The 11,179-nt window shown below is 71.7% G+C and carries 13 protein-coding genes; 9 read left to right on the forward strand and 4 right to left on the reverse strand.

The genetic code is table 11. From position 1 onward, the window contains the following. Window positions 1-279 precede the first annotated feature (279 nt). Genes VFY73_RS01450 through VFY73_RS01485 form a run of 8 tightly spaced genes read left to right on the forward strand, consistent with a single transcriptional unit; the run spans window position 280 to window position 7,280 of the window. Entirely contained in the window at window positions 280-1,614 is a 1,335-nt protein-coding gene (locus VFY73_RS01450) for an NAD(P)/FAD-dependent oxidoreductase (RefSeq protein WP_329716124.1), read from the forward strand. Next, on the forward strand, window positions 1,614-2,432 hold the full coding sequence (locus VFY73_RS01455; protein WP_329716125.1) for a DUF1365 domain-containing protein: 819 nt from the start codon (window positions 1,614-1,616) through the stop codon (window positions 2,430-2,432). The genes VFY73_RS01450 and VFY73_RS01455 overlap by 1 nt, the downstream gene beginning before the upstream one ends. Beyond that, window positions 2,429-3,652: a cyclopropane-fatty-acyl-phospholipid synthase family protein gene (locus tag VFY73_RS01460; protein ID WP_329716126.1), complete on the forward strand. Its 1,224-nt coding sequence runs from the start codon at window positions 2,429-2,431 to the stop codon at window positions 3,650-3,652. Before VFY73_RS01455 ends, VFY73_RS01460 begins: the two co-directional genes overlap by 4 nt. Window positions 3,653-3,660: 8 nt before the next feature. Continuing rightward, window positions 3,661-4,206 (forward strand): chalcone isomerase family protein, encoded by a 546-nt coding sequence (locus tag VFY73_RS01465; protein WP_329716127.1) that lies wholly within the window; start codon window positions 3,661-3,663, stop codon window positions 4,204-4,206. Beyond that, the gene (locus tag VFY73_RS01470) at window positions 4,203-5,492 is read left to right on the forward strand and encodes an MFS transporter (protein ID WP_329716128.1); all 1,290 of its coding nucleotides are present in this window, start codon (window positions 4,203-4,205) and stop codon (window positions 5,490-5,492) included. The genes VFY73_RS01465 and VFY73_RS01470 overlap by 4 nt, the downstream gene beginning before the upstream one ends. Further along, window positions 5,489-6,025: a DUF3833 domain-containing protein gene (locus VFY73_RS01475; protein WP_329716129.1), complete on the forward strand. Its 537-nt coding sequence runs from the start codon at window positions 5,489-5,491 to the stop codon at window positions 6,023-6,025. Before VFY73_RS01470 ends, VFY73_RS01475 begins: the two co-directional genes overlap by 4 nt. A 9-nt stretch (window positions 6,026-6,034) precedes the next feature. Continuing rightward, window positions 6,035-6,820 carry an SDR family NAD(P)-dependent oxidoreductase gene (locus tag VFY73_RS01480; RefSeq protein WP_329716130.1) on the forward strand — a complete coding sequence of 262 codons (786 nt, stop codon included), beginning with the start codon at window positions 6,035-6,037 and terminating at the stop codon, window positions 6,818-6,820. Window positions 6,821-6,842: 22 nt separating this feature from the next. Further along, window positions 6,843-7,280 carry a nuclear transport factor 2 family protein gene (locus tag VFY73_RS01485; RefSeq protein WP_329716131.1) on the forward strand — a complete coding sequence of 146 codons (438 nt, stop codon included), beginning with the start codon at window positions 6,843-6,845 and terminating at the stop codon, window positions 7,278-7,280. Window positions 7,281-7,284: 4 nt separating this feature from the next. Here the strand turns inward: VFY73_RS01485 and VFY73_RS01490 are convergent, their stop codons facing one another. Then, window positions 7,285-8,514: a hypothetical protein gene (locus VFY73_RS01490; protein ID WP_329716132.1), complete on the reverse strand. Its 1,230-nt coding sequence runs from the start codon at window positions 8,512-8,514 to the stop codon at window positions 7,285-7,287. Next, complete coding sequence (locus VFY73_RS01495; protein WP_329716133.1) at window positions 8,511-9,176, reverse strand: sigma-70 family RNA polymerase sigma factor; 666 nt, start codon at window positions 9,174-9,176, stop codon at window positions 8,511-8,513. The genes VFY73_RS01490 and VFY73_RS01495 overlap by 4 nt, the downstream gene beginning before the upstream one ends. A 143-nt stretch (window positions 9,177-9,319) precedes the next feature. Here VFY73_RS01495 and VFY73_RS01500 point away from each other — a divergent pair, with 143 nt between their 5' ends. After that, window positions 9,320-9,751 carry a hypothetical protein gene (locus VFY73_RS01500; protein WP_329716134.1) on the forward strand — a complete coding sequence of 144 codons (432 nt, stop codon included), beginning with the start codon at window positions 9,320-9,322 and terminating at the stop codon, window positions 9,749-9,751. On the opposite strand, the gene VFY73_RS01505 is transcribed toward VFY73_RS01500, so the two are convergent. Both VFY73_RS01505 and VFY73_RS01510 read right to left on the reverse strand, forming a co-directional pair. Beyond that, a complete protein-coding gene (locus VFY73_RS01505; protein ID WP_329716135.1) occupies window positions 9,732-10,181 on the reverse strand; it encodes a hypothetical protein in 450 nt (149 codons plus the stop codon). The two genes, VFY73_RS01500 and VFY73_RS01505, sit on opposite strands and share 20 nt — an antisense overlap. A gap of 268 nt (window positions 10,182-10,449) precedes the next feature. Continuing rightward, a partial coding sequence (locus tag VFY73_RS01510; protein ID WP_329716136.1) for a CorA family divalent cation transporter occupies window positions 10,450-11,179 on the reverse strand: 730 nt, incomplete at its 5' end.

Genomic DNA, 11,179 nt, shown 5'->3' on the forward strand with positions numbered 1-11,179 from the left:
GCGGCCGCCACACCGATGGGCCGCGCTCGCATCGCACAAAAACCCTCACGCTGGGCGGAACTTCGCTGCTGAGGGAAACTCCCAACCTGCAGGGAAGGCTGCTTCGGCGTTCTTCCCGGGTTTGGGTTTGCGACGCCCGGGCCTGTCCTCTTTCGGCCGCGCAGCCTGCCAGTTCCACTGGCTGTCCCCCGGGAGCGCCTCTCCTCCTCCCTCCCTCCCTCATTCGCTCCAGGGCGCTGCGCGGCTCTCTTCTCTTCCCGCCCACGGGGGCTGCCGGTGATGGCGGCCCCCCTGGCGCCACGCCGCGTGGCGGTCGTCGGCTCGGGCATTGCCGGCTTGTCCTGCGCCTGGCATCTGGCCCACGACAGCACCGCCACCGCCGTCACGCTGTTCGAGGCCGATGACCGCTTCGGTGGCCACGCCCACACCATCGACCTGACGCTCGATGGCATTCGCCATGGCGTGGACACCGGTTTCCTGGTCTTCAATGAGCGCACCTACCCCGGGCTGATCGGCCTGTTCGAACGGCTGGGCGTGCCGACCGCCGCGTCGGACATGTCGTTTTCCGTCCAGGCGCCGGCGCGTGGGCTGGAGTGGAGCGGCAGCGACCTGAACACGGTCTTCGCGCAACGGCGCAACCTCGCATCTCCGCGTTTCCTGGCGATGCTGGCCGACATCCTGCGTTTCAACCGCCTGGCCACCGGCATCGCCGAGTGCGGCGACGACCAGGCGCTGAACCAGAGCGTCGGCCATTTCCTCGACGCGCACCGCTTCGGCCCGCTGTTCCGCGAGGCCTACTTCCTGCCGATGATCGGCAGCATCTGGTCATGCCCGATGGTGCAGATGCTGGCGTTTCCGGTCGGTACGCTGATCCGCTTCTGCCACAACCACGGCCTGCTGCAGGTGGCCAACCGGCCGCGCTGGTTCACGGTGCCCGGCGGCTCGCGCGAGTACGTGCGGCGCCTGGTCGCCACGCTGCCCGACGCCCGCCGCCACTGCGCGGTGCGCGCGGTGCGGCGCCGCCCGCCTGGCGCGCTGGGCGGCCAGGCCGGTGTCTGGGTCGACAGCGACGCCGGCAGCGAACGCTTCGACGCAGTCGTGCTGGCCGGCCACGCCCCGCAGAACCTGGCGCTGCTGCCCGATGCCGGCGCTGACGAGCGCGCGGTGCTCGGCGCGATCCGCACCCAGCCGAATCGCGCGGTGCTGCACACCGATGCGCGCCTGCTGCCGCAGCGACGCCGCGCCTGGGCGGCCTGGAACTACGAGGCCGCGGCCGCCGGCGCCGAGCCGGGCTGCGTCTGCCTGCACTACCTGATCAACCAGTTGCAGCCCTTGCCGTGGCAGCGGCCGGTGATCGTGTCGCTGAACCCGGTGCGTGAGCCCGACCCGGCCTTGGTGCACGGCGAATTCAACTACGCGCATCCGGTGTTCGACCTGGCCGCCATCGAGGCGCAACGCCGTCTGCCGGCGTTGCAGGGCCGCGGCGGTGTGTGGTTCGCCGGCGCCTGGACGCGCTACGGCTTCCACGAAGACGGCTTCGTCTCCGGCCGGCAGGTGGCGCAGGCCCTGTCCAACCAATGGGCCGACATGCCCGTCTGGCGCGACGCCGCATGATGAACCGGCCGACCGCCGTCCACCCGCCCCGTCCGCTGCTCGGCATCGGCGAGGTTCGCCACGCCCGCCTGCGGCCGGTGCGCCATGCTTTTGCCTACCCGACCTTCTTCTGGCTGCTGCCCTTGCGCGCGCTGCGTGCGCGGCCTGAGGCCGCGCTGGCGCGCAACCGGTTCGGCTGGGCCAGCTTCCATGACGCCGACCACGGCGACGGCCGTGCCGACTGCCTGGCCTGGTTCGACGAGCTGCTGGCCCGCGAAGGCGTGGCCGACGCCGACGGCGAAGTCTGGCTGCACTGCCTGCCGCGCATGCTGGGCCATGTCTTCAAGCCGGTCAGCTTCTGGTACGCCCACCGGGCCGACGGCTCGCTCGCGGCCATCGTCGCCGAGGTCAACAACACCTTCGGCGAGCGCCACTGCTACCTGCTGACCGGCCCGCAGCTGGGCTGGGGCAGCGAGCTGCAGGCGCGCAAGGTCTTTCACGTCTCGCCGTTCTGCCGCGCAGACGGCCTTTACCGCTTCCGCTTCATGCGCACCGCGGCACGCACGGTGGTGCGCATCGAACACGACGATGCGCAGGGCCCGCTGCTGACCACCAGCGTCAGCGGCCGGCTGCAGCCGCTGACCGCCGCCAGCTCGCGCGCCGCGCTGTGGCGCATGCCGCTGCAAAGCTTGGCCGTCGTCGTGCGCATCCACCTGCAGGCGCTGCGCCTGTGGTGGCGCGGCGTGCCGTTCTTCCGCAAGCCGGCGCCGCCGCTGCGCAGCGTGTCCGCCCCGGACCGCACCCCTTCGTCCGACCCTGCCGTTGTGAGCTCTCGATGAACACCGACACCCTGGCCCGCCCCGGCGTCTTCGGCGCGCTGCCCCGCACCGCCCCCGCCGCCGCCCGCACCACGTTGCGATTGCTGCAGCGGCTGCGAGCCGGTACGCTGCACCTGCAATGCCCCGACGGGCGGCAGCTGGTCTTTGGCACCGGCGGCGCGCCGCACGCCAACCTGCGCCTGCACGACTGGGCGGTCTGCGCCGCCACGCTGCGCAGCGGTGATGTCGGCTTCGGCGAGGCGTACATCGACGGCGGCTGGAGCTCACCCGACCTGGTCGCGCTGCTGCGCCTGTTCCTGGCCAACCGCGAGGCGATCGACCGCGCGCTGTATGGCCACTGGTGGGGTGCGATCTGGTACCGCCTGCGCCACCTGCTGAATCGCAACTCGCGCGCCGGCAGCCGGCGCAACATCGCGGCGCACTACGACCTGGGCAACCCGTTCTACCGGCTCTGGCTCGACCCGACGCTGAACTACTCCAGCGCCTGGTTCGGCGGCGACGCGACCCGATCGCTGGCCGACGCCCAGCGCGCCAAGATGCGCCGCGCGCTCGACGAATGTGGCCTCGAAGCGGGCCAGCGCGTGCTGGAGATCGGCTGCGGCTGGGGCGCGGTGGCCGAGCTGGCCGCCGGCGAGCGCCAGTTGGCGGTGACCGGCGTCACCTTGTCGAAAGAGCAGCTGGCCCACGCGCAGCAGCGCCTGGCCGGCCAAGGCCTGGCGGCCGACCTGCGGCTGCAGGACTACCGCGACATCCCCGAGGCCGGTTTCGACGGCATCGTCTCGATCGAGATGTTCGAGGCGGTGGGCCGCGAATACTGGGCCGACTACTTCCGCAGCGTGCACGACAAGCTCAAACCGGGCGGCCGCGCCTGCATCCAGTCGATCACGATCCGTGACAACCTGTTTGAACGTTATGTGCGCGGCACCGACTTCATCCAGCAGTACATCTTCCCGGGCGGCCTGCTGCCCAGCCCATCGGCCTTTCGCGCCGCGGCGGCCGAGGCCGGGCTGGTGGTGGTCAACGAACTGGACTTCGGCGCCGACTACGCGTTGACGCTGCACCACTGGCGGCGCGCCTTCCTCGCGCAAGAGGCGCAGGTGCGCGCACAGGGCTACGACGACCGTTTCATGCGGCTGTGGGAGTTCTACCTCGCGTACTGCGAGTCCGCCTTCGAGGCCGGCAGCACCAGCGTCATGCAGTTCACGCTGCAGCGCGCCTGAGGCCCGCGATGCAACGCCGTGTGGTGCTGGCCCTGCCGCTGAGCCTGCCGGGGCTCGGCTGGGCCGAGGCCGCGGCGCCGCCCGAGCTGCGCGGCGAATGGCCCGATGCGCCCCCGCCGCGACGGCAGGGCCAGGGCCGCCTGCGTTTTCTCGGCCTGCCGGTCTACGACATCACGCTGTGGGCGCCCGAGCCGGTGCGGCCCGGCGAGGCCGATCGACAGCCGCTGGCGCTGGAGATCGTCTACCGCCGCTCGCTCAGCGGCGAGCGCATCGCCGAGCGCTCGCTGGCCGAGATGCAGCGCGCCGGCCCGCTGGACGAAGCCACCACCTCGGTCTGGCTGGCGCAGATGAAGCGCCTGTTCCCCGACGTGGCCGACGGCGACCGCATCACCGGCGTGCAGGTGCCCGGCCAGGCGGCGCGCTTCCATCTCAACGGCCGCTTTGTCGGCGAGTTGCGCGACACGCGTTTCACCGCATTGTTCTTCGGCATCTGGCTGGCACGCTGGACGTCGGAGCCGGGCCTGCGGCAGGCGTTGTTCGAAGGCCCACGATGACACCGGCCGCCCAGGCCCTCGGTGCGCGGCCCACCCCGCGGCCGGCGCCTCTGCAAGGATGGCAGGGGGTTTGCTACGGCCTGCTGGGCCTGCCGCTGGCGTTCGTCGCGCTGCCGCTGTATGTGCTGCTGCCGCACCACTACGCCGCCGGCCTCGGCGTACCGCTGGCCTCGCTCGGTGCGCTGCTGCTGGCCGTGCGGACGCTCGACGCGCTGCTCGACCCGCTGATCGGCCGCCTCGTCGACCAGTTGCTCGATTGGCCCCGTGCCCGCCTGATCGCGGTGGCCGGCGCGGTAGCGGCGCTGCTCGCCGCGGCGTTCCAGGCGCTGTTCTTCCCGCCGGTGCGCGGAACACCAGCGCTGCTGGCCTGGGCCGGCGGCGCGCTGGTCGCCTGCTACCTGGCCTACAGCGGGCTCAGTGTGCTGCACCAGGCCTGGGGCGCGCGGCTGGGCCAGTCGGCCGCCGAGCGGGCGCGCGTGGTCGCGTGGCGCGAAGGCGCTGCCCTGCTCGGCGTGATCGTGGCCAGCGTGCTGCCGAGTGCCGCCGGCTTGGGCGTGACCAGTGCGGCGCTGGCCCTCGCGCTGGCGCTGGGCCTGGCCACGCTCGGCATCGCCCCGGCGCCGCAGGCCGCCGACACCGCCTCGCCGCCCGCCGGGCTGTGGGTGCCGTGGCGCTGGCCGGCGTTTCGCCGCCTGCTGGGCATCTACCTGCTGAACGGCGTGGCCAGCGCACTGCCGGCGACGCTGGTGCTGTTCTTCATCCGCGACCGGCTGCAATGGCCCGAGGGCGAGCCCTGGCTGCTCGGGCTGTACTTCAGCGCCGCGGCAGCGTCGCTGCCGGTGTGGGTGCGCATCATCGGCCGCCTCGGCCTCGCGCGGGCCTGGGCCCTGGGCATGGCGCTGGCGATCGTGAGCTTCGTCGGCGCCGCCACGCTGGGCGTGGGCGACGGTCTGTGGTTCGCCCTGGTCTGCACCGGCAGCGGCTTGGCGCTGGGCGCCGATCTGTGCGCCCCGGCGGCGCTGCTGGCCGGGCTGCTGCGCCAGGCCGGTGGCCGAGCCGAGGGCGTGGCCTTCGGCTGGTGGAGCGCCGCGACCAAGCTGAACCTCGCGCTGGCCGCCGGCCTGGCGCTGCCGCTGCTGCAGTGGCTGGGCTACCAGCCCGGCGAGCAAAACCCAGCCGGCATCTCGGCGCTGGCAGCCGTTTACGCGTTGCTGCCTTGCGCGCTAAAGGCCACGGCGCTGGCCTGCTTGTGGTGGGGATGGATACGACAGGAGCCTGACGCATGAAACGCACTGACCAACGATTGAGCACTACAGCCCTGGTCATCGCCGGCCTGGCCGGCTGTGCCGGCCCGACGCCCGCCGACTACGCCCGTGAAACGCCGGTGCTCGACCTGGCGACCTACTTCAACGGCCCGCTGCAGGCGCACGGCGTGTTCACCGACCGTTCGGGCAAGGTCGTGCGCCGCTTCACGGTCGACCTGGTCGGCCGCTGGAATGGCAACGAGGGCGTGCTCGAAGAAGACTTCCGCTACAGCGACGGCCAGACCCAGCGCCGCGTCTGGCACCTGACCCGCGGCGCCGATGGTCGCTACACCGGCCGCGCCGACGACGTGGTCGGTGCCGCCGAGGGCCAGGCGCGCGGCAATGCGCTGAACTGGCGCTACACGCTGGCGCTGCCGGTCGACGGCCGGGTCTGGAACGTGGCCTTCGACGACTGGATGTGGCTGGTCGACGAGAAGGTGATGCTGAACAAGGCCCGCATGAGCAAGTTCGGCATCGACCTGGGCGAGGTCACGCTGTCGTTCCACAAGCCCTGAAGGCCGACGATGCCCTTGAACCCGCGGATCGACGACTGGCAGGGCCGGGTGGCCTGGCTGGTGGGCGCCTCCACCGGCATCGGGCTGGCAGTCGCCCAGGCGCTGCATGCTCGCGGTGCGCGGGTAATCGTTTCGGCGCGCAGCGCGCCGGCGCTCGCCGCCTTCGTCAGCGCGCACCCGGGCGCCGAGGCGCTGGTGCTCGACGTGGCCGACCGCGCGCTGGTGCAGCGCGCGGCCGACTCGCTGCACGCGCGCCACGGCCGGCTCGATCTCGTGCTCTACGCCGCCGGCATCTACCAGCCACTGCGCGCCACCGAGTTCGACCTCGACGAGATGCTGCGGCACCAGCAGGTCAACGTGACCGGCGCGCTGCATGTGATCGCGGCGGTGCTGCCGCGGTTGCGCGCGCAGGCCGCCACGCGCCAACCGGCGCACCTGAGCCTGGTGGCCAGCGTGGCGGGCTACCGCGCGCTGCCGAAGGCACTGGCCTACGGGCCGACGAAGGCGGCGCTGATCCACCTGGCGCAATCGCTGCACCTGGACCTGGCGCCGCTGGGCGTCGGCGTGTCGCTCGTGAACCCCGGCTTCGTGCGCACGCCGCTGACCGCCGGCAACGACTTCCGCATGCCGGCGCTGATCGAGCCCGAGCAGGCCGCGCAGGAGATGCTCGCCGGCTGGGCGCGCGGCGATTTCGAGATCCACTTCCCGCGCCGCTTCACGCGGCTGCTGAAAGCGATGCGCTGGTTGCCGACCGGCCCGTACGAGGCGCTGGTGCGCCGCGCCACCGGCCTTTGACCCCTGGACCTTCCGCCACACGATGCCGAACACCCCCGAGCCCCATATCGCCCGCGCCGTCGGCTTCTTCGAAGCCATGGCCCCGGCCGACCTCGACCGCCTGGACGACATCTACGCCGCGCAGGCCCGCTTCAAGGACCCATTCAATGACGTGGTCGGTGTCGACGCGATCCGCCGCATCTACGCCCACATGTTCGAGGCGCTGCAGGCACCGCGCTTTCGCATCACCCAGGTCATCGGCGGCGCCACCGACTGTGCGCTGGTGTGGGACATGGCTTTCGCGCTGCGCGGCCGGCCGATGACGATCCACGGCGCCAGCCACCTGCGCTTCGACGCCGGCGGCCGCATCACCCAGCACCGCGACTACTGGGATGCCGCCGAAGAGCTTTACGCCAAGCTGCCGGTTCTCGGGGTGCTGATGCGCGCTCTGCAGCGCAAGCTCGCAACGCCGCCGGCCTGACGCTTCAACGCGGCGGCGCCACCGTCCAAGGTGCCCGCCAGACCGCGCCATCGGTCTGCAGCCAAGCGTGACCGTCGGCCAGCGTGATCGAAAAGCCTGCGCCATCCGGCCCATGCAGACGCCAGGTCGTCGCGGACGCGACCGATGCCGGCAACGCTTGATGCCAGTTCTGCCAACGGCCCGCCGTGCCGGCCAGCATGGCCTGCCACCAAGCGCGCCGCGGCGAGGCCACTTCGGCTGGACCCTGCAGCTGCCAGCCTGGCGGCCAGTCGGTCGCGCCGTTCAAGGCATTCGAGAACTTGGCCAGCGATGGCGGCCACGCGGCCGATGATGGTGCCGCGGCCATGGAGGCCTCGGCTTGCTTGGCCCGTCCGGGCGCCTCCGGCTTGGCTGCGACGGCGGCCAGAGGCGCCGTTTCACTGCGGGCACTGTCGGCACCGGGACGGGCCGGGAACGGCGCGGCGGCCACGCCGGTCGGTGCAACGGCAGCGGGGGCCGGTGCCCCCCCGCGGGCACGCATGTCGGCCGAGGCGCGGCCATCAGCGGCCCCCGCATCGGCCATCCTGCCAACGTTCGCCCGCTCTTCCCTGGCCAGCGCCTTGTCGTCAGCGTCCGCCGCGGGAGGGACTGCCGCCACGACAGGCGCGGCCGGGGCAGGCGGCGCCGCAGCGGCGGGCGCGTCCGTCGTGGTCGAGGTGATCGACGGCGGGCGTGTCGCCGGCGCGGGCGCTGCGTCACGCCGAGCCGGCGCTTGGGCGGCCCCCATCGGTTGACGCTCAAGGCGCGGCGCGGACTTCGCCGCCGACTCCTCCCGCGGCGTGGCCGCAGGCGCAGGTGCCTCAGGCACCTTTTCACCCAACGGTGGCGCCGGCGGCTCCGGCGCGGCGGCGCGCTTGGCTTCGGACACGGTCGCCACCTTGTCGAACTCGGTCGGCGCTGGCGCCTTCGACAAATGCCAGACCAGGTTCAGCGCCAGGCCGAACGCCCCCACGCCGGCCACCGCGGTCCACAGGCGCGGCGTGCCGGATTGGCCCGGTTCGATGCCGAGCAGGCGTTGCCACCACGCCGGCCGCGGCGGCAAGGACGCTCGCGCCGCCTGCAGCACGGCGCTGCGCAGCGCTGGCGACGGGCGGCTCGCGCCATCGGGCGCGTGCAACAAGGCCGAGCGCAAGCGCGCGTCGGGACGCAGCTCGTCATCGCTGTCCGGCGGCAGATTCGGCGGCACAGCATTCATGCTCCGCCTCCTTTCAGGTCTGCCGCCGGCAGGTAGGCGCCCATGCAGGTGCGCAGCTTCGACAAGCCGTAGCGCAGGCGGCTCTTCGCGGTCTCGAAGCCGATGCCCAACGCGCCGGCCAGTTCGGCCACACTCAGGTCGTCTTCATGGTGCAGCAAGAACGCGGCCTTCTGCGGCAGTGGCAACTCTTCGAGGCAGCTCAGCAGCCGCTGGCCGGCGCGCTGCCAGAACGCCAGCTCTTCGGGCGCGGCCGCGGTCGGCGCAGGCCAGTCGAGCCAGGGCTCGCCGGCCGGTGCGAACGGCGCGTCGCCAGCGTCGCCGATGTCGGCATCGATGCCCCAGGCCTGCTCGCGGCCGCTGCGGCGCAGCATGTCGATCGCGCGGTGGTGGGCGATCGTGAACAGCCAGGTGCGAAAGCGCGCACCTTGCGGCGACCACTGCGGCGCGGCCTGGATCATGCGCAGCCAGGTGTCCTGGAACACCTCGTCGGCCTGCGACACAAGATCGCGGCCCAGCAGGCGGCGCACGAAACGGTACAGCGCCTGTTCGTGGCGCGCGTAAAGGGCATCGAAGGCCCGCGCGTCGCCGGCGGCAAACGCGCGCACCAGGGCATCGTCTTGGGCGTCGTCGGCGATGTTGAGGCAGGCGTCGGTGGGTTTCACGGGCGCCGGCCAGTCTGCCACACAGCTCATTCAGGGTGATACGCGGGAGCCGGCCGTTCGGGGTCAATCGCGGCTTCGGGGGTTTTCGGGGGAAGCCCGCCGCTGGGCCGCGGCCACTGCGCTGGCCTGGCTGATGGCCGACCGTGATTGCGACGCAGTCGATCTGGCTGCGCACCACCGGCCTGCCAGAGCGCGGCCTGCTGTCGGCGCTGGTCGCCGGCTTCGAGCTGTCGCTGCAGGTGCGGACCGACAACCTCCGGATGCAGCCGCTGCTGGCAGTGGCCGCGATCTCGTCGCAGTCCGTCTGGCGCTACGAGTTCGTGCCGGGCCGGCCCAGCGCCGGCAGCGCACACCGCTTCCCGGCCAACCTTTGCGGTGCCGCGGCTGAGCCGCCGCGCCGCCCGCGCGAAACACTTGCTCGGCTACCGCTGGCAGCGTGCGGGCCCCAGGCGCGTGCAGCGCCGCCGCCTTCAAGTGGCGTGCGCGGATCCGGCCCGGCCGGTCCGCTGCGCGAGCCCCCTTCGGAGGCAGCCCGCCGGAGCGGGCGTGGGGACTCTATCTCTGCCCCTCGGTGAGCGTATCGACCTGGAACTTGCCTGTCTTGTCGACCAGCCAGATCTCCCGGTAGGTCACCCGTTCCAACCGAACCGGCGCCGGAAACTGGGTCTTGCGCAGCAATGCGAGCACCCATGGCCCGACCTCTTTCGCGGCGGCCGGCTCGCGGACCATCCGCACCTCCGTCACGCGGCCGCTCGCATCGATGTCGGCCTCGGTGATCGTGATCGCATACATCAGCGGCGGCAGCTTGCCGCGGTGGATGTGCATCGGGAACGACTCGTAGACGCGCTTGGCGGCATCTCGTCGGTACTCCTGCGCAGTCGGTGCCTCGGACACCGCGCCTGCGCTGAGCGCAAGCGGGGATGGCACCTGGTTGAATTGCGCCAGCGCCGGAGAGCTGGCAGTCGCACATACGGCGATGAGACCGGCAGCGAGCAGAGTGTTCATGCTGCAGTCTTCGTTCGAGTGCGCTGCAGCATTGAGCGGGGTAGTCCCTCCCCAAGTGCAACCGAACGCGACGCCGGTGACTTATTGGCGCTTTGCGCGTCACCTCATTCGGCGATCGCGTAGCGCAACGCCAAGCGCGAGCAACTTGAATTGCGTGAGCGCGCGAAGCGCCGCTCACCTCCAAGCGGCGTGCGCGGATCCGGCTCCGCCGGGCCGCTGCGCGAGCCCCCTCGGGGGGCAGCCCCTGGCAAGGGGCGTGGGGGCTCTACTACCTCATCCAGCCCTTGCTGCGGAAATAGAGCAGCGGCGCGGCGACCGACGCGACCATCAACCCGATCGCGAAGTAGTAGCCATAGGTCCAGTTCAACTCCGGCATGTGCTGGAAGTTCATGCCGTAGACGCTGGCGATCAGCGTCGGCGGCAGCAGGGCGACCGACGCGACCGAGAAGATCTTGATGATCTTGTTCTGGTTGATGTTGATGAAGCCGACGGTGGCGTCCATCAGGAAGTTGATCTTGTCGAACAGGAACGCGGTGTGTGAATCGAGCGAATCGATGTCGCGCAGGATCTGGCGCGACTCCTCGAACTGCTCGGCGTTGAGCATGCGGCTGCGCATCATGAAGCTGACCGCGCGCCGCGTGTCCATCACGTTGCGGCGGATGCGGCCGTTCAGGTCTTCCTCGCGCGCGATCGCGGCCAGCGCCTCGCCGGCGGCGGTGTCGTCCACCTCCTGCTGCAGCACGCGCGCGCTGACGAGCTCGAGCTTGTCGTAGATGCCCTCGAGCGCGTCGGCCGAGTATTCGGCGTCGGCGTCGTACAGCTTGAGCAGCACGTCCTTCGCGTCTTCGATCAGCGCCGGCGTGCGGCGCGCGCGCAGGCGCAGCAGCCGGAACACCGGCAGGTCTTCGCCGTGGATCGAGAACAGCACGCCGCGGCTGCGCAACTCGGTGTTGTGCTGGTTGAGGATGAAGGCCACGCGCACGGAGCGCGGGTTCTCG

The organism is Ideonella sp. (assembly GCF_036277275.1).
In the GTDB taxonomy this organism is placed as follows: Bacteria; Pseudomonadota; Gammaproteobacteria; order Burkholderiales; family Burkholderiaceae_C; genus Ideonella.